At 64.2% G+C, this 22,480-nt stretch carries 26 protein-coding genes and 1 tRNA gene; 16 read left to right on the top strand and 11 right to left on the bottom strand.

Going from position 1 to position 22,480, the window contains the following annotated elements; genetic code table 11:
- Positions 1-18 precede the first annotated feature (18 nt).
- Positions 19-498, top strand: a complete 480-nt coding sequence (gene rlmH, locus WOC76_RS12935) for a 23S rRNA (pseudouridine(1915)-N(3))-methyltransferase RlmH (RefSeq protein WP_341106371.1) — start codon at positions 19-21, stop codon at positions 496-498.
- Here rlmH and WOC76_RS12930 read toward each other — a convergent pair.
- Both WOC76_RS12930 and WOC76_RS12925 read right to left on the bottom strand, forming a co-directional pair.
- Positions 486-1,127 carry an SH3 domain-containing protein gene (locus WOC76_RS12930; RefSeq protein ID WP_341388601.1) on the bottom strand — a complete coding sequence of 214 codons (642 nt, stop codon included), beginning with the start codon at positions 1,125-1,127 and terminating at the stop codon, positions 486-488. The two genes, rlmH and WOC76_RS12930, sit on opposite strands and share 13 nt — an antisense overlap.
- A 147-nt stretch (positions 1,128-1,274) precedes the next feature.
- Entirely contained in the window at positions 1,275-1,742 is a 468-nt protein-coding gene (locus WOC76_RS12925) for a hypothetical protein (protein ID WP_341106376.1), read from the bottom strand.
- Positions 1,743-1,952: 210 nt separating this feature from the next.
- Here WOC76_RS12925 and WOC76_RS12920 point away from each other — a divergent pair, with 210 nt between their 5' ends.
- A complete protein-coding gene (locus WOC76_RS12920; protein WP_341431439.1) occupies positions 1,953-3,248 on the top strand; it encodes an adenylosuccinate synthase in 1,296 nt (431 codons plus the stop codon).
- Between the two features lie 56 nt (positions 3,249-3,304).
- A complete protein-coding gene (locus WOC76_RS12915) occupies positions 3,305-3,496 on the top strand; it encodes a DUF6494 family protein (protein ID WP_341106378.1) in 192 nt (63 codons plus the stop codon).
- Positions 3,497-3,504: 8 nt separating this feature from the next.
- On the opposite strand, the gene WOC76_RS12910 is transcribed toward WOC76_RS12915, so the two are convergent.
- Complete coding sequence (locus tag WOC76_RS12910) at positions 3,505-3,966, bottom strand: VOC family protein (RefSeq protein ID WP_341106380.1); 462 nt, start codon at positions 3,964-3,966, stop codon at positions 3,505-3,507.
- Between the two features lie 58 nt (positions 3,967-4,024).
- On the opposite strand from WOC76_RS12910, the gene WOC76_RS12905 reads away from it, so the two are divergent.
- The 6 genes from WOC76_RS12905 to WOC76_RS12880 all read left to right on the top strand — a co-directional run bounded on the left by WOC76_RS12905 (position 4,025) and on the right by WOC76_RS12880 (position 7,974).
- Positions 4,025-4,465, top strand: coding sequence for a MarR family winged helix-turn-helix transcriptional regulator (locus tag WOC76_RS12905; protein ID WP_341106382.1), 441 nt, complete (start codon positions 4,025-4,027; stop codon positions 4,463-4,465).
- A 20-nt stretch (positions 4,466-4,485) separates the two neighbouring features.
- Positions 4,486-4,980, top strand: coding sequence for a VOC family protein (locus WOC76_RS12900; protein ID WP_341106383.1), 495 nt, complete (start codon positions 4,486-4,488; stop codon positions 4,978-4,980).
- A gap of 105 nt (positions 4,981-5,085) precedes the next feature.
- Complete coding sequence (locus tag WOC76_RS12895) at positions 5,086-5,571, top strand: DUF2948 family protein (RefSeq protein ID WP_341106384.1); 486 nt, start codon at positions 5,086-5,088, stop codon at positions 5,569-5,571.
- Positions 5,572-5,675: 104 nt separating this feature from the next.
- Positions 5,676-6,977, top strand: coding sequence for a histidinol dehydrogenase (gene hisD / locus WOC76_RS12890; protein WP_341106385.1), 1,302 nt, complete (start codon positions 5,676-5,678; stop codon positions 6,975-6,977).
- The gene (locus WOC76_RS12885; protein WP_341106387.1) at positions 6,934-7,458 is read left to right on the top strand and encodes a UPF0262 family protein; all 525 of its coding nucleotides are present in this window, start codon (positions 6,934-6,936) and stop codon (positions 7,456-7,458) included. The genes hisD and WOC76_RS12885 overlap by 44 nt, the downstream gene beginning before the upstream one ends.
- A 75-nt stretch (positions 7,459-7,533) precedes the next feature.
- Positions 7,534-7,974 carry an arsenate-mycothiol transferase ArsC gene (locus tag WOC76_RS12880; RefSeq protein WP_341106390.1) on the top strand — a complete coding sequence of 147 codons (441 nt, stop codon included), beginning with the start codon at positions 7,534-7,536 and terminating at the stop codon, positions 7,972-7,974.
- Between the two features lie 3 nt (positions 7,975-7,977).
- Here the strand turns inward: WOC76_RS12880 and WOC76_RS12875 are convergent, their stop codons facing one another.
- The 5 genes from WOC76_RS12875 to WOC76_RS12855 form a co-directional block, all read right to left on the bottom strand.
- The gene (locus WOC76_RS12875) at positions 7,978-9,144 is read right to left on the bottom strand and encodes an amidase (RefSeq protein ID WP_341106391.1); all 1,167 of its coding nucleotides are present in this window, start codon (positions 9,142-9,144) and stop codon (positions 7,978-7,980) included.
- A 124-nt stretch (positions 9,145-9,268) separates the two neighbouring features.
- Positions 9,269-9,505, bottom strand: coding sequence for a GCG_CRPN prefix-to-repeats domain-containing protein (locus WOC76_RS12870; RefSeq protein ID WP_341106392.1), 237 nt, complete (start codon positions 9,503-9,505; stop codon positions 9,269-9,271).
- A gap of 169 nt (positions 9,506-9,674) precedes the next feature.
- Positions 9,675-9,751, bottom strand: a tRNA-Pro gene (locus WOC76_RS12865).
- Between the two features lie 101 nt (positions 9,752-9,852).
- Positions 9,853-10,377, bottom strand: coding sequence for a dihydrofolate reductase (locus tag WOC76_RS12860; protein ID WP_341106394.1), 525 nt, complete (start codon positions 10,375-10,377; stop codon positions 9,853-9,855).
- Positions 10,378-10,386: 9 nt separating this feature from the next.
- On the bottom strand, positions 10,387-11,193 hold the full coding sequence (locus WOC76_RS12855) for a thymidylate synthase (RefSeq protein ID WP_341106396.1): 807 nt from the start codon (positions 11,191-11,193) through the stop codon (positions 10,387-10,389).
- 175 nt (positions 11,194-11,368) lie between these two features.
- On the opposite strand from WOC76_RS12855, the gene WOC76_RS12850 reads away from it, so the two are divergent.
- The 3 genes from WOC76_RS12850 to WOC76_RS12840 all read left to right on the top strand — a co-directional run bounded on the left by WOC76_RS12850 (position 11,369) and on the right by WOC76_RS12840 (position 16,728).
- A complete protein-coding gene (locus WOC76_RS12850; RefSeq protein WP_341106398.1) occupies positions 11,369-12,385 on the top strand; it encodes a Tim44 domain-containing protein in 1,017 nt (338 codons plus the stop codon).
- A gap of 71 nt (positions 12,386-12,456) precedes the next feature.
- Complete coding sequence (hrpB, locus tag WOC76_RS12845) at positions 12,457-14,931, top strand: ATP-dependent helicase HrpB (protein ID WP_341106400.1); 2,475 nt, start codon at positions 12,457-12,459, stop codon at positions 14,929-14,931.
- A gap of 297 nt (positions 14,932-15,228) precedes the next feature.
- The gene (locus WOC76_RS12840) at positions 15,229-16,728 is read left to right on the top strand and encodes a phosphomannomutase/phosphoglucomutase (RefSeq protein ID WP_341106402.1); all 1,500 of its coding nucleotides are present in this window, start codon (positions 15,229-15,231) and stop codon (positions 16,726-16,728) included.
- A gap of 30 nt (positions 16,729-16,758) precedes the next feature.
- On the opposite strand, the gene WOC76_RS12835 is transcribed toward WOC76_RS12840, so the two are convergent.
- The 3 genes from WOC76_RS12835 to WOC76_RS12825 form a co-directional block, all read right to left on the bottom strand.
- Positions 16,759-17,412 carry a TadE/TadG family type IV pilus assembly protein gene (locus WOC76_RS12835; protein ID WP_341388591.1) on the bottom strand — a complete coding sequence of 218 codons (654 nt, stop codon included), beginning with the start codon at positions 17,410-17,412 and terminating at the stop codon, positions 16,759-16,761.
- Between the two features lie 77 nt (positions 17,413-17,489).
- A complete protein-coding gene (locus WOC76_RS12830; RefSeq protein ID WP_341388589.1) occupies positions 17,490-18,107 on the bottom strand; it encodes a TadE/TadG family type IV pilus assembly protein in 618 nt (205 codons plus the stop codon).
- 141 nt (positions 18,108-18,248) lie between these two features.
- Positions 18,249-19,016, bottom strand: coding sequence for a pilus assembly protein N-terminal domain-containing protein (locus WOC76_RS12825; protein WP_341106408.1), 768 nt, complete (start codon positions 19,014-19,016; stop codon positions 18,249-18,251).
- A 78-nt stretch (positions 19,017-19,094) separates the two neighbouring features.
- On the opposite strand from WOC76_RS12825, the gene WOC76_RS12820 reads away from it, so the two are divergent.
- The 4 genes from WOC76_RS12820 to WOC76_RS12805 all read left to right on the top strand — a co-directional run bounded on the left by WOC76_RS12820 (position 19,095) and on the right by WOC76_RS12805 (position 22,462).
- Complete coding sequence (locus WOC76_RS12820; protein WP_341106409.1) at positions 19,095-19,259, top strand: Flp family type IVb pilin; 165 nt, start codon at positions 19,095-19,097, stop codon at positions 19,257-19,259.
- A 167-nt stretch (positions 19,260-19,426) separates the two neighbouring features.
- Positions 19,427-19,933 carry an A24 family peptidase gene (locus WOC76_RS12815; RefSeq protein WP_341388586.1) on the top strand — a complete coding sequence of 169 codons (507 nt, stop codon included), beginning with the start codon at positions 19,427-19,429 and terminating at the stop codon, positions 19,931-19,933.
- 210 nt (positions 19,934-20,143) lie between these two features.
- Complete coding sequence (cpaB, locus tag WOC76_RS12810; protein ID WP_341106413.1) at positions 20,144-20,950, top strand: Flp pilus assembly protein CpaB; 807 nt, start codon at positions 20,144-20,146, stop codon at positions 20,948-20,950.
- A gap of 9 nt (positions 20,951-20,959) precedes the next feature.
- On the top strand, positions 20,960-22,462 hold the full coding sequence (locus WOC76_RS12805) for a type II and III secretion system protein family protein (RefSeq protein WP_341431438.1): 1,503 nt from the start codon (positions 20,960-20,962) through the stop codon (positions 22,460-22,462).
- Positions 22,463-22,480 lie beyond the last annotated feature (18 nt).

The following is a 22,480-nucleotide window of genomic DNA, read 5'->3' as shown; positions in this document are numbered from 1 at the left end:
CGTCGGGCAGGCCGTTTCGTGCGATTGGGGCTCATTTGCGTGGGTCGGCTGAAGGCTGGTCCCGAGCGAGAGATTTACGCGCGCTACGCCGAGCGCATCGCCGCACTGCGGCGCATCGGCCTGGAAGGGCTCGACCTCAGGGAACTGGACGAAAGCAAGGCCAGGAACGCCGCCGAGCGCATGGCGCGGGAGGCGGAAGACATGCTGGCGGTCCTCCCGGCCGACGCCGGGCTCGTCGTCTTCGACGAGCGGGGCAGGGCGGCGGATAGCGCGGCCTTCGCGAACTTCATCGGCCGCGAGCGAGACGCCGGCCGCAAGGCGCTCTGGTTTGCCGTGGGTGGTTCGGAAGGGCTAGACGCCAGTATCCGCGCGCGGGCGACAACGGTCTTTTCGTTCGGGGCGATGACGCTGCCGCATCAACTCGTGCGCATTCTGGCGGCCGAGCAGATTTACCGGGCCATGACAATCCTGTCGGGCCATCCCTATCACCGGGCCTGACCATCGGGCCCTGGCCCCTCCCGCAGATAGCGCCCGTTCACCCAGCCGGCCTGTTTGCGGGCGTCTTCCACGCGGCACCAGCGCTGGCCACCCGTGTTGCGGCAACCAAGATTCCTGAGCGCCGCCCCATTCGGCGCGTCCGCGGCGAGCCTTGCCTTCGGCGAGGGCGTCGCCCGAATCTTGAGCGCGTCCCCGGCCGGAACACCCGTCACCTGCCAGTAATCCGGGCCGCCCGTGAGCCCATCGGCGAAATCAGGGCCTTTTTCCGCCGCTGCTTTCTTTTGTCCGACTTCGATCGCGAGTGTGTAGGGGGAGACCGTGCCCCGGCGCGCCTCATTGCGCATGAGATAGACGCGGGCGGTGTAATCGCCGCTGATGGCCGCCTCGCCTGTGAAGATCGAGCCCGCGATAGAGCCATTGAAGAGCGCCTCCTCCGAGCCCGGCGGGTTCACGTTGAAGAAGGCTTTGCGGCTCGTGAGTCTGATCTTGATCGACTCGCCTGCGCCAGCGGGGAAGACGTAGTCATGCGTGTCGTAGCCCTTCACGGCGCCCCTGACGACGGCGCGTCCGTCCTTGAAAGAGACCCGAAGAACTTGCGACGCGTCCTGCGCTTGGGCGCAGGGCGACAAGGCGCCGAGGGCAAGCGCCGCAGCGAGGGTTAAAAACTGGCGCCTAGGACTTATCCATGGATCAAACCACGGCACTATGCGCCCGTCCCCCGCCGAGGGCCAGAGCATAAAGCGCCGCAGGCGGAGCAGCGCGCCAGTGCGCCGCTTTTACTGCGGCAGATGCTCTTCGCGCGCCGGCCTTTCCGCCCGAACCGCTTGCAGGCGCTCCATGGCGTCCTCCACCTGCCGGAAATCGCCGCGCAAGGCTTTCAGCGCGTAGCGTTCGCGGTCGATTTCGCGCTGGGTGCGGAAGCCCAGGCGCCGGAGAACCGGGAGCGGCGGACACCAGCCCTGAAGGGCGTGTTGCAGCAGGAAGCCCGCGACGAGGACGGGCAGGGCGAGCCACCGGCGATCGACGGCGAAGCCGAGGGTGAGCCCGGCGAGGGCGAAGGTCGAGGCGTTGGCCTCGAGCGCCCGCTCGATGTCCCATTCCCGGTCGAGATGATGGAGCCTTTCCTCGATCCGTTCAGGATGCAGGGCAAAATAGACGAGCCGCTCCAGCATTTGCGCGTGGATCGTGCGGTTGACGGCCTCGTCGGTATGGCGCTGGACCCGGTCCGCGGCGACGGTAGCCATTGTCGTGACCCTCTTGGTCGTGACCCCCTTGAACGCCCCGCGTTTCGGGGCGATCCAACGCCAACCGCGCAGCGGCCGGGATGTTCCTGAAGGGCTGAATCTTGCGCGGTCTTTACGATCCGGCCATCCTGCGGTAAACCCCGCCCGTAACGAGCCCTTCGCGTTACCGCGCGGGGCTTTTTGTCGTTTCGGACAGCGCGAAGAAGCATCATGGCGAATGTAGCGGTGGTCGGCGCCCAGTGGGGCGACGAGGGCAAGGGCAAGATCGTCGACTGGCTCTCGCTGGAGGCGGATGTCGTCGTGCGCTTCCAGGGCGGCCACAACGCGGGCCATACGCTCGTCATCGACAGCACGACCTACAAGCTCGCGCTGCTGCCTTCCGGCATCGTGCGGCCGGGCAAGCTCTCCGTTATCGGCAATGGCGTCGTGGTCGATCCGCATTTTCTCGTCGGCGAGATCGACCGGCTGCGGGGGCAGGGCGTCGAAATTACGCCGCAGAATTTCAAGGTCGCCGAGAACGCGCCGCTGATCCTCTCGCTTCATCGCGAGCTCGACGCCCATCGCGAGGACGCGGCCGGGGGCGGCGCCAAGATCGGCACCACCAAGCGCGGCATCGGTCCGGCTTACGAGGACAAGGTCGGCCGCCGCTCGATCCGCCTGATGGACCTCGCCGAGCCCGATACGCTCGACGACAAGATCGCCCGGGCGCTCGCTCATCACGACCCGCTGCGCCGCGGGCTCGGCCTGCCGCCGGTCGATCCGGCGGCGCTCCGCGAGGAGCTTCTGTCCATCGCGCCGAAAATCCTGCCCTTCATGGACGCGGTCTGGGATCTGCTGGACGAACAGCGTCGCGCCGGCAAGCGCATCCTTTTCGAGGGCGCGCAGGGCGTTCTGCTCGATGTTGACCACGGCACTTATCCCTATGTGACATCCTCCAACACGGTCGCCGCCTCGGCGGCGAGCGGCTCGGGCCTCGGGCCGGGCGCCATCGGCTATGTTCTCGGGATCGCCAAGGCTTACACGACCCGCGTCGGCGGCGGGCCGTTTCCGACGGAACTCCACGACGCCATCGGCGAACTGATCGGCGACAGGGGCCATGAGTTCGGCACCAATACGGGGCGCCGGCGCCGCTGCGGCTGGTTCGACGCCGTGCTCACGCGGCAGGCGGTGAAGACCTCCGGCATCAATGGCATTGCGCTGACGAAGCTCGACATTCTCGACGGCTTCGACGAGATCAAGATCTGCACCCATTACATGCTGGATGGAAAACAGATCGACCGGCTGCCGGCGTCGCAATCCGCGCAGGCGCGGGTGACGCCCGTTTACGAGAGCTTCCCCGGCTGGCAGGAGACAACGAGCGGCGCCCGCAGCTGGGCGGAACTGCCGGCGCAGGCGATCAAATATGTCCGCCGCATCGAGGAGCTGATCGGCGCGCCGGTGGCGCTGCTCTCGACGAGCCCCGAGCGCGACGACACGATCCTGGTTCACAACCCCTTCCAGGACTGACTGTCGCTCTCGCCCTCGCGCGCTAGCTACCCATTCGTGAGAGTGGGAGACGGGCGATGGACGAAGACGCGTTCAACATGGCGGTTCGCAAGTTCCTCAAGGAGGTGGGCGTCACCTCCCAGCGGGAGATCGAGCGCGTCGTGCGCGAGCACAAGGTCAACGGCGGCAAGTTGAAATTGCGCATGACGCTGACCGCCGAGGGAACGCCGCTCGAACATGTGATTGATACGGAAATCGACGTGTCCTGACGCCGCCTTCATCCCTTGAAGGCGGCTTCCAGCCCGGCGATGTCGAGCTTGACCATGCCGAGCATCGCCTGCATTGCGCGCCCGGCGGCGGCGCGGTCCTCCGCCGTCAGCAGGCGCGGCAGGACTTCGGGCACGATCTGCCAGGAGAGGCCGAAACGGTCTTTCAGCCAGCCGCATCGATTCTCGGCGCCGCCGTCAGCGAGCAGCGCCGCCCAAAGCCGGTCGGTTTCTTCCTGATCCTTGGTCATCACCGAGATCGAGACGGCGTCGTTCAGCGTGACGTAATCGCCCATGTTCAGCGCCTGATAGGGCGTACCTGCGAGGGTGAAGAGGGCCGTCAGCGCCGGCTCGCCGGGGTTCGGCCGAAAGACGGTCTCGAGTTCCGAACCGGGCAGGAGCGAGACGTAAAAGCGGGCCGCTTCCTCGGCCTGATCGCGAAAAGCCAGGCAGGTCCGCACTTTTGCATGCATCGGCCGTTTCCTTCCTCTGGACGAAATCCATAAATGTTGATATCAACCTATATACGCCATGTCAAAGTCGCTTCCCCTCGAGGTCGTCCATGAGATTCGAGACGCTTGCCTCTGCCTCGCGACGCAAAGGGCGGCGCGTCAGCTTGCGCGGCGCTTCGACTGGGCCTTTGCGCCGGTCGGACTCACCAATGGGCAGTTTTCGCTGATGATGGCGCTGAACGCCCCGCAGGCGCCGACCGTCGGCAGGCTTGCCGACTTTCTCGCCATGGACCGCACGACGCTGACGGCCGCGCTCAAATCGCTGGAGAGGCGCGGGCTCGTGCGGGTCGCCATCCATGAGAAGGACAAGCGCGCGCGGCGCGTGTCGCTCACCGACGACGGGCGCGCCGCCCTCGAGCAGGCGGTCCCGATCTGGCGCGCGACTCATGCGGCTCTGGAGCAGGAGCTCGCACAAATGGATAGCGACGCGCTTCGCGAATCGCTTCGTAAAATCCGCTGACTTCTACGAAGGAGGACAACATGGGCGAGAAGGTGAAGCCGGTCCCGGAGGGCGCGCATACGCTGACGCCTCACATTGTCTGCGCCGGCGCCGCCGAGGCGATCGAATTCTACAAGAAGGCCTTCGGCGCGACGGAGCTGATGCGTCTGCCGGGGCCGGACGGCCGGCTGATGCACGCGAGCGTCAGGATCGGCGACTCGATGCTCATGTTGGTCGATGAAATGCCGGAGTGGGGCGCGCTCGGCCCCAGGGCGCTCAAGGGGACGCCCGTGACGATCCACGTCGCCGTGCCGAATGTCGATGAGGTTTTCGCGCAGGCTGTGGCGGCTGGCGCCACGGTGAAGATGCCCGTCGCCGACATGTTCTGGGGCGATCGATATGGAATCGTCGTCGATCCCTTCGGCCATGAGTGGTCCATCGCCACGCATGTCCGCGACATGACTCCGGAGGAGATCGCCGCAGCCGGCCGCGAGGCGATGAGCAAAGGCTGCGCGGAGGCGCAGAAGACCGCATGAAGCGCCGGTGAGGCGGCCGTCGTCCCGGCGTGTCTGGCGCCGCGAGACGATGCGCACTTGCGTCGCCTCGCGTCCCTCGCCATATCCGGCGCAGGGAGGATCAGCATGGCCGCCACACCGCTCGATAACAGCGCCTCGACGCCGGCGCTGCGCTTGCATGCGCTCGACAGCGAAGACCTCGCGCTCCTTTCCGCTCATGTGCAGGACGCGCTGGTGCGCGTCGGCGACATCGCCTATTTGCCGGGCAAGCGCCGCTTTGCGCTCGTGGGCTCGCGCTTCGATTGGGCGGCCGAAATGGAAGGGCGGCTCGAACGCTGCCGGGCCGGGCTGCATTTCGAGGGCGTGCAGCGGGTGCGATGCGCGCGCGTCTCCCGCGACGAGCCCGACGCCATTCTCGAGCTTCTCGCCGTCACCTTCGAGCCGGGTCCAGAGGCTCCGGGAGGCGTTGTTCGCCTGACCTTCGCAGGCGGCGCCGCGATCTGCCTCGATGTCGAATGCGTCGAGGCTCAGCTGTGCGACATCGGGCCACGCTGGAAAACGGCGGCCCGACCCACCCACGAACTCAACGTCCGCGAGGCGGGCGCGCCCTGAAGACAGGCTTCCCGCGGGGAGGTCGGACCCCCGGGCTTCATCAAACTTGACGAAGGCGCTTCGGCAAGGTCATGACAACCGGGAAAACCCGGTTGGAGATGGAAATGACCCTGCGTTTGGACGCCGCCGCCCCTGACTTCGAGCAGCAGTTCGTGGCTCTGCTCGCCATGAAGCGGGAGTCGTCCCAGGATGTCGACGCGACCGTTCGCGCCATCATCGAGGATGTTGTCGCGCGCGGCGACGAGGCGCTGATCGATTATTCCAAGCGGTTCGACCGGATCGACCTCGCGCAGACCGGCATCGCCGTCAGCGCAGCCGAGGTGACGTCGGCGGAATCCAAGTGCTCGAAGGAGCAGGTCGCGGCGCTCGATCTCGCGCTCGAGCGCATCACCGCCTTCCACGAGAAGCAGAAGCCGCAGGATCTGCGCTACCGCGACGCGGCGGGCGTCGAACTCGGCTGGCGCTGGTCGCCGCTCGACTCCGTCGGTCTCTACGTGCCGGGCGGCACGGCGGCCTATCCGTCCTCCGTGCTGATGAATGTCGTGCCGGCGAAGGTCGCGGGCGTGAAGCGCATCGTGATGGTCGTGCCGACGCCCGGCGGCCATGTCGAGCCGCTGGTGCTCGCCGCCGCGCGGCGTTCCGGCATCGATGAGATCTACCGCGTCGGCGGGGCGCAGGCCGTGGCGGCTCTGGCCTATGGAACGAAGACGATCGCGCCTGTCGCCAAGATCGTCGGCCCCGGCAACGCCTGGGTCGCGGCCGCCAAGCGCCGCGTCTTCGGCCAGGTCGGCATCGACATGATCGCCGGCCCTTCCGAGGTGCTGGTGCTCGCCGACAAGACCGCGAACCCCGACTGGATCGCCGCCGATCTTCTCGCGCAGGCGGAGCACGACGAGTCGGCGCAATCCATCCTGATCACTGACAGCGCCGAGATCGCCGACGCCACCGTCGCGGCGGTCGAGCGTCACCTTTCGACCCTCTCGCGCCACGAGATCGCCGGCGCCTCCTGGCGTGACTATGGCGCGGTGATTCTCGTCGAGAAACTCTCGGACTCCCTGCCGCTCGCCAATCGCATCGCGGCCGAGCATCTCGAAATCATCAGCGAGGACGCCGAGGAGCTCGCGGCGCGCGTCTCCAACGCCGGCGCGATCTTCATCGGCGCCTATACGCCGGAGGCCGTCGGCGATTATGTCGGCGGCAGCAATCACGTGCTGCCGACCGCGCGCTCGGCGCGCTTCTCCTCCGGCCTGAGCGTACTCGATTTCGTGAAGCGCACCTCCATCCTAAAATGCGACGCCGACTCGCTGCGCGCCATCGGCGCCGCGGCGGTGACGCTGGGCGACGCCGAGGGCCTCCAGGCGCATGCGCGCTCCGTTTCGATCCGGCTCAATTCGCTCGGGGCCTAGGGTGGACGCAGCCGCGCAGAATCGCCTGATTTCGGTCACGCTCGACGAGAATTCGATCGGGCGTGGCTCGGCCGACCAGGAACATGAGCGCGCCATCGCGGTCTACGACCTCATCGAGGACAACAGCTTCGCCCTCGTCGGCCATGAAGCCGGTCCTTACGCGCTGCATATTTCGCTTGTCGACGCGCGGCTCGTCTTCGAGATCAAGGACAGCGCCGGCGTCGTCATCATCACGCATATTTTGTCGCTGACCCCCTTCAGGCGCATTCTGAAGGATTATTTTCTGATCTGCGAAAGCTACTACGCCGCGATACGAACGGCGACGCCGAGCCGCATCGAGGCGATCGACATGGGCCGGCGCGGCCTTCACAACGAGGGGGCCCTGCTTCTTGCCGAGCGTCTCAAGGGCAAGATCGAGACGGACGCCGACACGGCGCGGCGCCTGTTCACACTGATCACGGCGCTGCACTGGAAGGGCTGACCGGCCTTTGTATTTGCGAACTCATGGCCATCTTGACAGCGGGCCAGCCCCCTCGGCGCCAGACAAGCCTCGGCGATGACGCGACCGCAATCAATACTCTTCGCCTGCACGATGAATACGGTGCGCTCGCCCATGGCGGAAGCGATCGCGCGGCATTACTTCGGGCGCGAAATCTACTTTGCTTCCGCCGGGCTGAAACGCGGCGAGCCCGATCCCTTCGCTGTCGCGGCCATGGAGGAGATCGGCGTCGACATGAGCCGGCACCGGCCGCAGACCTTCGAGGATCTCGAAGACTCGAATTTCGACCTCATCATCACGCTGTCGCCAGAAGCGCATCACAAGACGCTCGAATTCACCCGCGCCATGGCCGTCGATGTCGTCTATTGGCCGACGCCCGACGCGACTGTCGCGCAAGGGTCGCGGGACGCCATTCTTTCCGCCTATCGGGACGTGCGGGACAGGCTGACCGCGCGCATCAGAGAGCTTCTCGGGCGCGCGCCCGTCGCCGGCGGCTGAGCCTTACTTTTTCATCCGCGCGCAAAACCGCTGGGCCAACGCGATCAATTGGCGGTCGGTTCCCTTTCGGCCGACGAAGGAGAGGGCGACAGGGGCCTCGCTCGATGGCAATGGCAGGCTGATCTGCGGCAGACCGAAATAGCTCGCAATCAGGAACAGCCGGAACATCTGGTAGCGCCTTGCGTCGAGCTGCTCTTCGCTCTCGGTGAGCAGCGGCGCGCGGAACGGCGTCGTCGGCATCACGAGGAAGCCCGTCTCTCCAAGCAGGGCGTCGATACGGCCGCGCGTCTCCTCACGAAAGGCGAGGGCGGCTTTCTTCTGATCTGCCGTCACCTTGGAGGCGATGGCGAAACGCTCTTCCACGCCCTTGCCGAAGGTCGGATGTTGCGCCGTGATCCAGCCGCCGTGCGAGGCCCAGGCCTCATGCGCCTGGAGATTGCGAAAATGCGCGAGCGCCGTCTTGAAGAACTCCTCGTCGAGGCGCCCCTCGCGCCAGCGCCCGCCCTTGAGCATGTCGACCGCCGGGGCGGCGGTCGTGGCGAAGGCCGTCTCGACGCCGTGGAACGCGTCACTGAGCAGGACGGCTTCGTCATAGCCGCGATCGTCCGCGTCCGGCGGCAGCAGCGCGTCGCCGACGTTTCTCATGCGGTCGAGGTCGCGCGCGAACCAGCCGATCACGTCCAGAGAGGGCGCCAGCGGGATGACGCCCTCCATCGGAATGGCGCCATGGGACGAGCGGAATCCGAAAACGCCGCAAAACGCGGCGGGCGCGCGGCAGGAGCCCGCCGTATCGGTGCCAATGGCGAAATTCACGAGGGCGGCGGCGACAGCCACGGCGGAGCCGGAGGACGAGCCGCCGGGGTGACGGTCCGGGTCCGCCGGATTGATCGGCGTGCCGTAATGTGGATTGGCGCCCATCAGGCTGTAGGCCATCTCGTCCATATGCGCCTTGCCGACGAGGCGCGCGCCGGCGCCGAGCAGCCTGTCGACGACGACGGCGTTGGCGCGCGCTGGCGGATGCGTCGCCGCCCATTGCGGATGGCCGTTCGTCGAGACCTGGCCCGCGACGTCGATATTCTCCTTGACGACAAAGGTCGCCCCCGAGAGGGAGCCGGAGCCGTCCGCGCCTTCGTTCAAAACGACCGAGATCGCGCCCACATCGGCTTTCATCGCGCCAACCTTTGCAGCTCGAGGGCAATTAAGTTGGACGGCCGCCGCGAGTCCCGCGCGGCGCCGTCCGTTCACTATACATAGATTTGCTACGAAGGCGCGAAATCGGCGGGCGGGCGCGAGATTACCAGCGGCGCCAATACGGCCTGCGCCAGCCCCAGCCGCCCCATTGTCCTCCACGCCGGCAGCCGCCCCATGGGCCGCGATGTCCATAAGGGCCGCAGCCGCCCCAAACCTTCTCGATGGGCGCGTCCACGCCGGCGATCTTCTGGAGCGGCATCGCCCGAGCGGCCCCTGGCGCCAAGGCAAGAACGAGCCCGGCGCTCAAAACAGCCGAGGCGACAAGCGTTCTGAAATTCATCTGCACCTCCCAATCGCAGACAGCCGGCCCATTGGGGCCAGGAAGCTGTCGCATAGGGAAATCTACAGCCGGAGCAGGTGGATGCTACGCGAATCGCGAGGCACGGTAAAAAAGCGGGAGGGATCGCGCCGATAAATCTCTCTCGGAGAAGGCGGCTGATCGAAAACTTTGGTCGGAGTGAGAGGATTCGAACCTCCGACCCCCTCGTCCCGAACGAGGTGCGCTACCAGGCTGCGCTACACTCCGAACCGGCGGCCGTGTCGGCCGCTGTTGAGGGGCCTTATAGCCATTGAGAGGCGTCCCCGCAACTGGTCTCTGGTCGATATTTTTATGCCTTGCGCGAGATTTTACGCCTTGCGCAAGTCTCGCCTGAGCAGGGTCACGAACGCAAAGTCGGCTTCGTCTTTTTCCCCGCGCGGCGGGGCGTCGCGGGCGATTTCCTCCCATTCCGCGGGGTGCAGGGCGGGAAAATGGGCGTCGCCGGGAAGGTCGAGGTCGACCTCGGTCAGTTCAATTATCGCGGTCTGGTCGAGTAGCGCCCGGTAAATTTCCGCCCCGCCAGCCACAATGATCTCGTCCGATCCCATCTCCCGAGCGATTCGGCGGGCGAGTTCGAGCGATTCGTCGATGCTGCGCGCCACGTGGGCGCCGGGCGCGGCGAAGTCCGGCCGACGCGTGACGACCACGCTCTCGCGGCCGGGGAGGGGCCGGCCAATCGAGTCCCATGTGCGCCGACCCATGATCATGGGTCGGCCCCAAGTGCGCGCCTTGTAGCGTTTCAGATCGGTCGAGAGCCGCCACGGCAGGCCATTGCCGACCCCGATTACTCCATTCTGCGCGCGCGCCACGACCACCACGAGCTTCGGTTTCATGTGTCTCCTTCAGACAGAGATGGGAGCGGAGATCGCTGGCCAGGGGTCGTAACCCTCGACCGAGATGTCCTCGTAGCGGAAGTCGAAAAGCGAGTTGACGGCCGGGTTTAGCCTCAGTCGGGGCAGGGGCCTCGGCGCGCGGGTCAGTTGCAGCCGCGCCTGCTCCAGGTGATTCAGGTAAAGATGCGCGTCGCCGAAACTGTGGATGAAATCCCCCGCGACGCAGCCTGTCGCCTGCGCCACCATATGGGTGAGGAGGGCGTAGCTTGCGATGTTGAAGGGAACCCCGAGGAAGACATCGGCCGAGCGCTGATAAAGCTGGCAGGACAGGCGTTTTTTTCCATCGACTTCGGCGACGTGGAATTGAAACAGGCAGTGGCACGGCGGGAGCGCCATTCTGTCGATCTCCGCCGGGTTCCAGGCGGTGACGATCAGCCGGCGTGAGAAGGGGTTGCGTCTGATCTCGTCCACGAGCCAGGCGATCTGGTCGATGACCTCGCCGGACGGCGCCGGCCAGGCGCGCCACTGGGCGCCATAGACTGGCCCGAGGTCGCCGTTTCCGTCGGCCCATTCGTCCCAGATCGTGACGCCGTTTTCCCGAAGGTAGGCGATATTTGTTTCGCCCTTGAGAAACCACAGTAATTCGTGGATGACCGATTTTACATGTACCCGCTTTGTCGTCACGAGCGGAAAGCCCGAAGCGAGATCGAAGCGCATCTGATGCCCGAAGATGGAGAGGGCGCCCGTGCCCGTGCGGTCCTCCTTTCGGACGCCCTCGCGCAGAATTTTGTCGAGCAGGTCGAGATAGGGACGCATGGCTTTAGCGGGGCGCCTCTTACGCTGATCAGGAGCGGGTTTCCTAACATCTGGCGAGCGCCCGCGCCAAATCCTCGCCGCTTCCGTCGCGACCCGGTCTTTGCAGCCGGGTCGGGGCGTCCCTATATTCTTTCCTCGATGGGGAGCCTCGCTCCCCGTAAAAGAGGATGTGCAGATGTTGCGGTTTCTTGCGCAAAAGCGCGGATCGCTGATTTCATTGTGTCTTGCGGCTCTGCTCGCGCTGGCGCCGGCCATTGCCGAGGCGCGTATGGGCGGGGGCGGCAGCTTCGGCAGCCGGGGCTCGCGGACGTGGTCCGCGCCGCCGTCGACCCGCACCGCGCCGGGAACGGCCTCGCCCTTCGAACGTAGCGACACGGCGCGGCCGGGCTACGGCATGGGCCAGCAGCAGCCGGGCTGGAACAGCCCCGCCTATGGCGGCTCCTCCTTCGGACGCGGCCTGCTCGGCGGTCTCGCGGGCGGTCTGCTCGGCGCCGGCCTGTTCGGCATGCTGACCGGCAACGGCTTTTTCGGCGGCATCGGCGGCTTCATGTCCGTCATCGGCTTCCTGATGCAGATCGCCCTGATCGTCTTCCTGGCGCGCATGGCCTTCGCCTGGTGGCAGCGGCGCAATGCGCCGGCGGGCGTCGGTCCGCAGGGCTCGACCTTCTCCTTCACGGGCGGCGCGCCCTTTGGCGGCCGCGCGGGCGGGGGCGGCCTCGGCGGAGCGCCGTTCGGCTTCGGCGGCGGCGGTCCGGGCCGGCAGCGCCCGGCGACGACGCCGATCCGCGTCGCGCCCGAGGACTTCAACGCCTTCGAGCGCCTGCTTAGCGAGTCGCAGGCCGCCTACAGCCGCGAGGACATGGGCGCGCTGCGCGCCGTGGCGACGCCGGAGATGGTGCGGCATTTCGATGAGGAGCTGGACGCCAACCGCCGCAAGGGCCTGGTCAACCGAGTCACGGATGTGAAGCTCCTGCAAGGCGATCTCTCGGAGGCCTGGCGCGAGGGCTCGGACGAATACGCCACCGTCGCCATGCGCTTCGCGCTCAACGACGAGATGGTGGACCGCTCGACGGGCAAGCCCGCGCCGGGCTCTCAGGGCCCGTCGGAGGCGACCGAGGTCTGGACCTTCCGCCGCCCGGCGGGCGCCGGCCCTCAGGGCTGGAAGCTCTCGGGGATCCAGCAGGCGGCGTAACGGCTCAAAGGCTGATAATGAGAGGCGCTCCCTCCCCGGAGGGGGCGCCTTTTGCTGTGAAGAGCCCTGAGTTGACACGCCCGCAAGACGCTTTGCCCATCGACGCCGTGCTGCCGGACATTGTGGCGGCGCTGGCGGAATCGCCCAATCTCGTGATCGTCGCGCCGCCCGGCGCCGGCAAGACCACGCGCGCGCCGCTCGCGCTTCTCGACGCGGCCTGGACCAGGGGCCGCAAGCTCATTCTGCTGGAGCCCCGCCGGCTCGCCGCGCGCGCCGCCGCCAGTCGCATGGCGGCGACGCTCGGCGAACAGCTGGGCGAAACCATCGGCCTGCGCATGCGGCTCGAATCCAGGGTCTCGGCGCGCACGCGCATCGAGGTCGTGACCGAGGGCGTCTTCGCCCGCATGATTCTCGACGATCCGGCGCTGGAGGGCGTCGCGGCGGTTCTCTTCGACGAATATCACGAGCGCTCGCTCGACGCCGATCTCGGCCTTGCGCTGGCGCTCGACGCTCAGTCCGGCCTGAGAGACGATCTGCGGCTCGTCGCCATGTCGGCGACGCTCGACGGCGCGCGGGTCGCGGCGCTGATGGGAGGCGCCCGGATGATCGTCAGCGAGGGCCGCGCCTTCGATGTGGAGACCCGCTATCTGGGCCGCGACGCCCATGAGCGCATAGAGGACGCCGTGACCCGCGCCGTCCTGCGCGCGCTGCGCGAGGAGAAAGGCTCGATTCTCGCGTTCCTGCCGGGGCAGGGGGAAATCACGCGCGTCGCCGCGCGCCTCGCCGACGCGCGGCTCGATGGCGTCGACATCGCGCCGCTTTATGGCGCCCTCGAGCGCGGGGAACAGGATCGCGCCATCTCTCCCGCGCCGGCGGGGCGCCGCAAGGTCGTCCTCGCCACCTCCATCGCCGAAACCTCGCTCACCATCGAGGGCGTGCGCATCGTGATCGACTCGGGTCTGTCGCGCGTGCAGCTCTACGAGCCGGACCTCGGCCTCTCCCGGCTGGAGACCGTCCGCGCCGCCCGCGCCAGCGTCGATCAGCGCCGCGGCCGCGCCGGCCGCACCGAGCCCGGCGTCTGCTACCGGCTATGGGACGAGCCCCAGACCGCCGCGCTCCCCGCCTTCGCGGCGCCCGAAATCCTTGCCGCCGACCTTGCCGGCCTCGCGCTCGATCTCGCGGCCTGGGGCGTGAATGATCCCGGCCAGCTCGGATGGCTCGATCCGCCGCCCGCGCCGGCCTGGAAGGAGGCCGTGGCGCTCGACCGCGATCTCGGCGCGCTTGATGCCGACGGACGCCTTACCGATCAGGGCAAGGCGTTGCGCGCCTTGCCGCTGCCGCCGCGTCTCGCCCGCATGATCCTCGAAGCCGCGCGCCACGGCGAGGCCGAGCGGGCCGCGGAACTCGCGATGCTGCTCTCGGAGCGGGGGCTCGCGGGCAATGACGCCGATCTTTCGCACAGGCTCGCGCGCCTGCAAGGCGACGGCTCGAAGCGCGGCCGCGACGCGCGGCGCCTTGCGGGCAATTGGGCGCGGCTGGCCAGATCGGCTGCGCCGTCGACTCAAGGAGGGTCGGAGCTCTCCGACGGCGCGCTCATCGCGCTGGCGTTCCCGGACCGTATCGCCAAGTCGCGCGGCGCCAAAGGCGATTTTCTCATGGCCAACGGCCGCGCCGCGAGCCTGCCGGTCGAGGATCCGCTGTCGCGCGCACCCTTCCTCGCGGTCGCCGAACTCACCGGCCGCGCCGCACAGGCCCGCATTCTCGCCGCCTGCGCGCTTGGCGCCGAGGAGGTGGAGGAGGTCGGCGCCGGCCGGATCGAGACGCGCGACGAGACGGTTTTCGATCCCGGAAGCGCCAGCTTGAGGCGTCGGCGATTTCGCCGCCTCGGCGCGATCCGTCTCGGCGAGCAGAACCTTCCGGTCGAGCCGGACGAGGAGAGCGCGCGGGCGCTGGCGCGCGGAATCGCGCAGCTCGGAATCGCGCGCCTGCCCTGGACGAAGGGGCAGGCGCAGCTGCGTGATCGCGTCGCCTTCCTGCGCCGCGCCGAGGGCGAGGAATGGCCGGACCTCTCCGATGCGGCTTTGGCCTCGGCGGCCGAGGAATGGCTCGCGCCTTTCATCATCGGCCGCGCATCCCTCGACAGCCTAACGCCCGGCGATCTCGACGCCGCGCTCGCCGGCCTCTTGCCCTACGAGCTGACGCGCCGCCTCGACGTCGAGGCGCCTTCGCATTTCGAAACGCCCGCGGGTTCCCGTCACGCGCTCGATTACGCCGCGCCCAATGGCCCGCTCCTCTCGGTGCGCGTGCAGGAGCTTTACGGCCTCGCTCAACATCCGACGCTCGCGCGCGGGCGGGCGCCCTTGACGCTCGAACTTCTCTCGCCCGCGCATCGCCCCATCCAGACGACCCGCGATCTGCCGAGCTTCTGGGCGGGGTCCTGGAACGAGGTGAAAAAGGAGATGAAGGGCCGCTATCCGCGTCACCTCTGGCCGGACGATCCCGCGCGCGCGGCGCCGACCACGCGCGCAAAGCCGCGCTCAGCCTGAGCGCAGTCAACGCAGGGTAGCTTCGCCGTCTTTCGCGCACTTGTACGACATTTGACGACAAGCGTAGGAATTGGACTCACTTCATTAACGGCCACGAAATCATTTGCGCAGAATATCCCTTTGTCTCTGGAGACAGGGGGCGGCGTCGAGGGCAGCGGCGTCGCCCCTTATCCGTCTGCGGCAGTCCTTGGAACAACCAGCGCTTCCCCGTGTTGCCACAACCAGGGATGGCCGTTTTGCCGTGTCCGCCGCGACGGTGTAGATGACAGGCGCCGTTTCGAGCGCCAAGGACATTCCATGCTGCCCAAGCCTGTCTCCGCCCTCACTCCGAATACATTCGAATATGAGCAGAAGCCCCTGGTGAAGCCCACAGGCTTTCGCGAATATGACGCGCGTTGGCTGTTCGGCCCAGAGCTCAATCTGATGGGCGTGCAGGCGCTCGGCATGGGTCTCGGCACGCTGATTCACGAGATGGGCGTCGCGCCCGACCTCGTGACCGGCCACGATTATCGCTCCTATTCCGCCTCCATCAAGCTCGCGCTGATCGCGGGCCTGATGGCCTCCGGCGTGCGCGTGCGGGACATCGGGCTCGCGCTGTCGCCCATGGCCTATTTTGCGCAGTTCGAACTCGACGCGGCCGCCGTGGCGATGGTGACCGCCTCGCACAACGACAATGGCTGGACCGGCGTGAAGATGGGCGCACAGCGCCCGGTGACGTTCGGGCCGGAAGAGATGGGCCGGCTCAAGGAGATTGTGCTCTCCGGCAAGTTCCGGGCCGCAGGCGGCGGCTCCTATCGCTATATCGAGAACTTCAGCGCGCGTTATCTCGATGATCTGACGCGCCGGCCGAACTTCTCACGAAAGCTGAAGGTGGTCGCCGCCTGTGGCAACGGCACCGCGGGCGCCTTCGCGCCGCAGATGCTCGAGCGACTGGGCTGCGAAGTGATCCCGCTCGACGCCGAGCCTGACTACACTTTCCCGCGCTATAATCCCAATCCCGAAGATCTGCACATGCTGCACGCGATTGCGCACAAGGTGCGGGAGACGGGCGCGGATGTGGGCCTTGGATTCGATGGCGACGGCGACCGCTGCGGAGTCGTCGACAATCATGGCGAGGAGATTTTCGCCGACAAGATCGGCGTGATGCTCGCGCGCGACCTCTCGAAAGTCTATCCCGGCGCAAAATTCGTCGTCGATGTGAAATCCACTGGTCTTTTCGCGACAGACCCGGAGCTCATTGGAAGACATGTGCATACGGAATATTGGAAGACCGGCCATTCCTACATCAAGCGACGCGTCAACGATCTCGGCGCCCTCGCGGGATTCGAGAAATCAGGACATTTCTTTTTCAACGCCCCGATCGGTCGCGGATACGACGACGGTCTTCTGACAGCTGTTCATATCCTCGAGATGCTCGACCGCAACCCTGGAAAGAGCATGGCGGATCTTTACGCCGCACTCCCGAAGACCTGGGGATCGCCGACAATGTCGCCGCATTGCGACGACGAGAAGAAATACCAGGTAGTGAAGAGGGTTGTCGCTCACATCGAGGGTATGAAGGCCCGCGGCGAAACGCTCATCGGCCAACCCATACGCAGCGTTGTGACGGTCAACGGAGTACGCGTCACCGTCGAAGACGGAACATGGGGACTGGTGCGAGCCTCGTCGAACAAGCCCGAGCTGGTTGTCGTTGTCGAAAGCCCGGCGTCTCAGGCGCGTATGCGCGAGATGTTCGCCGCGCTGGACGCCATCCTGCGCGAGAATCCTGAGGTGGGCGCTTATAATCAGACCATCTGAGCGATCCGCGGCGCCTTTTCGGCGCCGCGGTCAGAGAAGGGGGAAGATGCAGTTGTTCTGGGTCGTCTGCACGCCGAAATGCTGAATATGCGGCGGATCGTAAGTGTTACGGATCGGCGAATAGAAGGTGCGCCTGAAAGTCCAGGTCGGCGCATTGCGCCACTTGAACATCTCGAAATTGATCCCTGGAGAATATGTGTACGTCACGTCCGCGATGATGATGTAAGTCGGTGGATTGGTCCCGTTCAGATAGGCCGGTTCGATATTGTTTGGGGAAAGGATGGTCGACGGCGTCAGAGCGACGTCGCAGGGACGATGGAGGCCCCTGACCGTTTCTGTCCACTGAACCATCGCCTTGTAGCCGCCGCCCGCTTTCGGCGAAATCTTTACCTCTGAAATCGTCATTCCGAGTTGCCAGAAGGACAGCGGCGCGATCAGCGCATTCCCGGCGCTGAAAAGTTGTCGCCACTCCCATTCCAGTATGGCAGCTTGTCCCGGATTCTGCCCGCCACCGATTTTCTGGGCTGCGAGATCCCCGAGCGTACGAACAATCTGGTCGAGCTTCTGGCTCACGCGCATGCCACGCGACACTTCGACCAGTCCCAGATAGAACATCAGAAAGAGCGGCAGGATCAGTGCAAATTCGACCGCCGCAATGCCGTTCTCATCGCGCGTGAAGCGCATGGCGCGGATCCCGCGCTTGTTTCTCCGCCAGATCGATCGACGGATAAACGGAAGCCGCTGCGTGGGGCGACCTCGTCTCATAGGTCCGGCTCCACGCGGAACGCCGTTACGGCGGTCAACACATAGACATTCTGGCTGCCGAGAAACGCCTGCAATTTGGGTGTGATCTTCTTGATGTCGCCCGCAGCGGTCAAACCAAGCATGCTGATCATCGGGCGAACCGGGTAAAACACTTTCACGACCGCGATTTCGCCAGCGTCAGGCAAGGTCAGGGGTATGGACTGGTTCGGAACCGTCGAATCGTTGATATCGTTCGGGTCCCACCAGTCCGGCGCATCGATGGAGACATAGACCTTGTCGCAGTCGAACATACGACCAAGGGTGCCGGGCTCCACTTTCCCGGTGGACTTCCAGGTGCAGAGTTTCTGTTTAACGAAATTAGAGGGACTGATAGTCCCAACGAGCCTGTTTGTGAGAATGCTGCGACTCGCGGTTTCGACGGCAACCTGCAATTGTGCTGTACGAAAATAGGCCATCCCCATTTCGATTGTTCCGCCGATGAGGCCAAAAAACGGAACCATGATCATTGCGAATTCGACCGCAGTAGCGCCATCCTTGTCGCTAGTGAAGGCTCGGGCTCGCGCCGAAAGCCTTTGAGACAGGGAGAAACGAGCGGGGGGAAGTCTTGAGAGCATTCTATGCGAGTCCCGATCCACACAACCACAAATGCGAGAGCCTGACGCAAGACGTTCAATTATAGTAGGCGGACGAGTGGTTTCAGTCCCGTTATCGTCGTCCTTCAAAACGTTATGACTACGCGTTTACGCGCCACGTCGCTATTTGCGCGTGGATGTTGCACCCTCATAGGCTTTGGCGCCCTCGATTGCATTCCGCATATATTGAACGTCATCGGCAAGATCGATGGCGCGAGCACAGTTCGGTTGACACGAGAGCGACTCGCGATGCGCGCCACGCTGCACGACAACCTTGTCTTCCGCCGGAACGACCGTAATGATTGACTCGCCCACCTGCGAGCCGCTTCGATCGAGGACGACGAGATTGGTCGACCCGAAGCCCTTACCTGTCACCACCATCAGGTGATTGGCTTTCAGCATGGTGACATCCGCGATGAGAGGATTGCCGACCACGAGCGTCTGCGCCCCTTCCGGCACTTTTACGATACGAGCATGGTCCACCTCGACTCGGATTGTTCGCTCGTCGGCGCGAACTGTTGCAACAGAGGACACGAGAAGCGCCGCGAGTGGCGCGACGCGTGTGAAATACGAACGAAAAGACATGCAGGTCACCATGTCGCGCCAACGGGCGCCCGTTTCCCGGAACACGAACAGATGCGCATTGCTCCCACGCATCATTCGCGACGAAAATCCAGCGGACTGAAACAATGAAAGGTGAAAGAAGACTGAAACGAAACTCCAACGCTTGGAGAAAACTAAAATCGCGTTCCCCGGTAATATCTTCCAGGATGTATGCAGATATTTGAGCGGTAATGCGTCTAGAAATTCAATCCTTGATTGCGAAGGAGTTTCGGCTGGCGCGAAAAAGATTCGGAGTCCTGTTTTTATAAACGAGTTTGAAAGATTCAAGGCCTAGCTTTCGCTTGTTCGCGGAACCAAGACCCGCGGAATCGGTTCGGCGAATGTCAACTTATTCGGAGCACAACCATGAAGCACTTCTTTTCCCGTTTCCTGAAGAACGAGTCGGGCGCGACGGCGATCGAGTATGGCCTTATTGCCTCTTTGATCGGCATCGCGATTGTCGCTGCATCCAGGGCTCTCGGGACCAAGCTCTCGTCGACCTTCGCCAATGTGACGGGCAACCTTTCCTGACGCCTTCGAACAGCGTGTGCATTGCGGCCCCGGGAACGGGGCCGCTCGTATTTGTGGAGCCCATAGAGCGGCGCCTGCGCGTTTAATGATAGTGAATGACCAACGGACAGACTGGAATAAGACGCCGGCGCTCATCTGGCCGCTTCAACCTCGAGGATCGACTCGTCATGGAAAATATCGCGCTCGTGCTTTTCCCTGCTCTGATGGTCTTTGCAGCATTTTCCGATCTTCTGACGTTGACGATCCCAAATATGATTTCACTCGTTCTTATCTTGCTTTATTTCGCGCTGTCCGCCTGGATCGGGACACCCTTGTTCGTCATCACGCTTCATGTGTGCTGTGGCCTCGTCGTGCTGGCGATTTCGTTCGTCCTCTTTGAAATGGGGATTATTGGCGGGGGGGATGCGAAGCTCGCCTCCGCGACAGCCCTGTGGCTCGGGTTCGAGAATTTGATGGACTACGCCGTTGCGTTTTCATTCATCGGTGGTGGTCTCGCGATGGCGATCATCTCGCTTCGCTGGCACACTCATGCCGATCAAGGCCAATCCGTAAGCCTGCTCGGACGCCTTGCGGACAAGGCGGTAAATCGAATGCCTTACGGCGTCGCGCTGGGAATCGCAGGGATGCTTCTCTACCCCCACAGCACAATTTGGCATGGTCTTGCGGGCGTCTGAGTTCACTCGAAAATTCCCGCTCTAATTGTGTAGCGATGGGCTCCTCGCGGCGTCAGATAGGTTGCAAAAGAGTCGTCCAAGGCAAAATTCCTATATCAGAAAACAACTTGTTTCTTATCTAAGAGAAGAAAGGAGTAATTAACTGTAATTTGACACATCAATGGTCAAATCCTCTGCAGTTCTCGTTTGCAGAGTGCGGAACGATTCCCGATGAACAGGGCGCAAATTACAATTATCAGCGTCGCCGTTGCTTCAGGCGGCGTCGCATTCATGATGATGAGCGGCGATACGCCATCGGCTCCGGTCGTAACGCCTGCGCCATCTGCGCCAGCTTTGCCGCTTGATCAGGTGCTGGTGGTGACGCGCGACTTGTCCTATGGCGCGGAAGTGAACGCACAGGATATCGCTTGGATCGATTGGCCCAAGGCGTCGGTTCCCGCCGGCGCTATGACGAAAAGCGCCAACCCTGACGCAGAACAGGACGTAAAGTCGTCGTATGTCCGCATACCCCTCTCTGCTGGCGACCCATTGCGCAGAGAGCGTCTCGTCAAGGGAGTAACCGCAGGGGTGATGTCGACGATGCTTCCTGCCGGAAAGCGTGCAGTCGCCATCGACGTGACGTTGAACAGCACTGCGGGTGGCTTCATCCTTCCCAACGACCGTGTTGACGTGATGCGGACCTTCCGGGACGTAGAAGCATCCAAGGAAAGCGGTCATGATGTTTACGGGTCGGAAGTCCTCCTCACCAATGTGCGCGTTCTCGCGATAGGGCAGACCGTGGAAAAGAAGAGCGGGGACGCGGTTGCAGCAGGTCCAACGGCGACGCTCGAACTCGATCCGCGTCAGGCTGAGTTCATCTTGTTGTCTCAGCGTAGCGGCCAGCTGACGCTCATTTTGCGCCCGATCTCGGACGCGCTGCCGCAAGCCAGCGAAGATCCGACGGCTGAGGACGATTTCCAGGATGGGACGATGACGATCGTGAAGAGAGGGGCCGCTGCTAGCCTCCGGATGAAATGAGACGCTGAAATGATTTTCCGCCAGGGAACGCCTCTGATGAGACGTATGCATAAGATAATCACCGGGTTTGCGCTGAGCGCCATGTGCGTGAGCAACGCGTGGTCGGAGGTGGCGGATCGACCGGGTGTGGAATCTGAAAGCAGCGCGATGCTGTCGAAGCGGATTTCGATGGGGGTCGGAAAGTCGATGATCATCGATCTCCCGAGAAATGTTTCCGAGGTGGTTGTCGGTAATCCAAAGGTGGCGGATGCAGTTGTTCGCACGCCGCGCAAAATTTACATCATCGGTGGTGAAACGGGCCAAACAACGATCATCGGCCTGGATTCCGCTGGTCGGCAAGTCGCCAATCTGGAAATAAGCGTGGGGCGGGATGTCGGGGAATTGGCGCCGCTGCTGAAAGCGGCGTTGCCTCGGTCGAACATCGCCGCTCGGACCGTGAACGACATTATTATTCTCACAGGTACGGTGGCGTCGGCCGGAGAGGCTCAACGCGCCGTCGACATCGCGAAGGGCTTTGCTTCTCGTTCGGCGGCGGCGACCGGAGGCGTCGTCTCGGTAGCGCAAGGAGGCGCCCCCGGCGATACGAACAACAGTGGCGTCATCAACGCGCTTGTGATCCGCGGCGAAGATCAGGTCATGCTGAAGGTGACCGTGGCGGAGATCGAGCGAAAGGTTGTCAAGCAGCTCGGCTTCTCGGCGCAGGCCGGCGGAGACACGCTGCTCAACGGGGGGTGGGGAAAATTCACCTCCGAGAACCCATTTGCTGTTAATCCTATTGTTTCGAATACCGCGCTCTCGATCAACGGTCAGAACGACACGAGGGCGACGCTAAAGGCGTTCGAGAGATATGGCGTTACGCGCATCCTTGCGGAACCGACAGTGACGGCGATCTCGGGAGAACAGGCGAAAATGCTCGTCGGCGGGGAAATTGCAGTTCCTTCGTCTGGAACCTGTACGTTTTCCTCAGGTGGGGCGATGCCGGTCTGTACCCCCGGCATCGCGTTCAAATCCTATGGCGTTTCGTTGAATTTCATTCCAACGGTCCTGTCTGAGGGGCGTATTTCTCTTCATCTGGCGACGGAGGTTACGGAAGTAGACGTGCAGGGCAGCTTCACCTACGCCAACGTCACTGTGCCGGGTTTCAAGTCTCGAAAAAGTGAAACGACCGTGGAACTGCCGTCTGGAGCGTCGATCGCGACAGCGGGGCTGCTCCGCCAGACAAGCGCCCAGGCCATCTCGGGGCTTCCTGGACTTTTGAACCTGCCGGTCCTCGGCGCGCTGTTCAGATCCCGCGATTATCAGCGTAACGAGACGGAGCTGCTTGTGGTTGTCACGCCATACATCGCGCGGTCGCTTTCCCCACAGGAGGTTGCCCGTCCGGATGATGGATTTGCTGATGCTTCCGATCCGCAGGGTTGGTTACTTGGTCGCGTCAACCGCATCTATTCGACCCGCAGCAATCCGCAGATGATGCAAAAATTCAGGGGCCGCGTCGGCTTCATTCACGACTAGCAGGCTCCGGCGCGAGGA

It is taken from the genome of Methylocystis sp. IM3 (assembly GCF_038070105.1).
In the GTDB taxonomy this organism is placed as follows: Bacteria; Pseudomonadota; Alphaproteobacteria; order Rhizobiales; family Beijerinckiaceae; genus Methylocystis.
The sequence above is the reverse complement of the archived record's forward strand: the minus strand, read 5'-3'. Positions and strand labels throughout refer to the sequence as shown.

Coding starts and splice junctions, on each gene's coding strand:
- WOC76_RS12835 (WP_341388591.1), bottom strand. CDS start 17,412: ATGCGCTTCACGCGCGATGAGAACGGCATTGCGGCGGTCGAATTTGCA.
- WOC76_RS12870 (WP_341106392.1), bottom strand. CDS start 9,505: ATGAATTTCAGAACGCTTGTCGCCTCGGCTGTTTTGAGCGCCGGGCTC.
- WOC76_RS12860 (WP_341106394.1), bottom strand. CDS start 10,377: ATGAAACCGAAGCTCGTGGTGGTCGTGGCGCGCGCGCAGAATGGAGTA.
- WOC76_RS12855 (WP_341106396.1), bottom strand. CDS start 11,193: ATGCGTCCCTATCTCGACCTGCTCGACAAAATTCTGCGCGAGGGCGTC.
- hisD (WP_341106385.1), top strand. CDS start 5,676: ATGACCCTGCGTTTGGACGCCGCCGCCCCTGACTTCGAGCAGCAGTTC.
- WOC76_RS12900 (WP_341106383.1), top strand. CDS start 4,486: ATGGGCGAGAAGGTGAAGCCGGTCCCGGAGGGCGCGCATACGCTGACG.
- WOC76_RS12905 (WP_341106382.1), top strand. CDS start 4,025: ATGTCAAAGTCGCTTCCCCTCGAGGTCGTCCATGAGATTCGAGACGCT.
- WOC76_RS12915 (WP_341106378.1), top strand. CDS start 3,305: ATGGACGAAGACGCGTTCAACATGGCGGTTCGCAAGTTCCTCAAGGAG.
- WOC76_RS12880 (WP_341106390.1), top strand. CDS start 7,534: ATGACGCGACCGCAATCAATACTCTTCGCCTGCACGATGAATACGGTG.
- WOC76_RS12920 (WP_341431439.1), top strand. CDS start 1,953: ATGGCGAATGTAGCGGTGGTCGGCGCCCAGTGGGGCGACGAGGGCAAG.
- cpaB (WP_341106413.1), top strand. CDS start 20,144: ATGAACAGGGCGCAAATTACAATTATCAGCGTCGCCGTTGCTTCAGGC.
- WOC76_RS12925 (WP_341106376.1), bottom strand. CDS start 1,742: ATGGCTACCGTCGCCGCGGACCGGGTCCAGCGCCATACCGACGAGGCC.
- WOC76_RS12895 (WP_341106384.1), top strand. CDS start 5,086: ATGGCCGCCACACCGCTCGATAACAGCGCCTCGACGCCGGCGCTGCGC.
- WOC76_RS12805 (WP_341431438.1), top strand. CDS start 20,960: ATGATTTTCCGCCAGGGAACGCCTCTGATGAGACGTATGCATAAGATA.
- WOC76_RS12910 (WP_341106380.1), bottom strand. CDS start 3,966: ATGCATGCAAAAGTGCGGACCTGCCTGGCTTTTCGCGATCAGGCCGAG.
- WOC76_RS12850 (WP_341106398.1), top strand. CDS start 11,369: ATGTTGCGGTTTCTTGCGCAAAAGCGCGGATCGCTGATTTCATTGTGT.
- WOC76_RS12840 (WP_341106402.1), top strand. CDS start 15,229: ATGCTGCCCAAGCCTGTCTCCGCCCTCACTCCGAATACATTCGAATAT.
- WOC76_RS12830 (WP_341388589.1), bottom strand. CDS start 18,107: ATGCTCTCAAGACTTCCCCCCGCTCGTTTCTCCCTGTCTCAAAGGCTT.
- WOC76_RS12815 (WP_341388586.1), top strand. CDS start 19,427: ATGGAAAATATCGCGCTCGTGCTTTTCCCTGCTCTGATGGTCTTTGCA.
- WOC76_RS12875 (WP_341106391.1), bottom strand. CDS start 9,144: ATGAAAGCCGATGTGGGCGCGATCTCGGTCGTTTTGAACGAAGGCGCG.
- WOC76_RS12820 (WP_341106409.1), top strand. CDS start 19,095: ATGAAGCACTTCTTTTCCCGTTTCCTGAAGAACGAGTCGGGCGCGACG.
- WOC76_RS12885 (WP_341106387.1), top strand. CDS start 6,934: ATGCGCGCTCCGTTTCGATCCGGCTCAATTCGCTCGGGGCCTAGGGTG.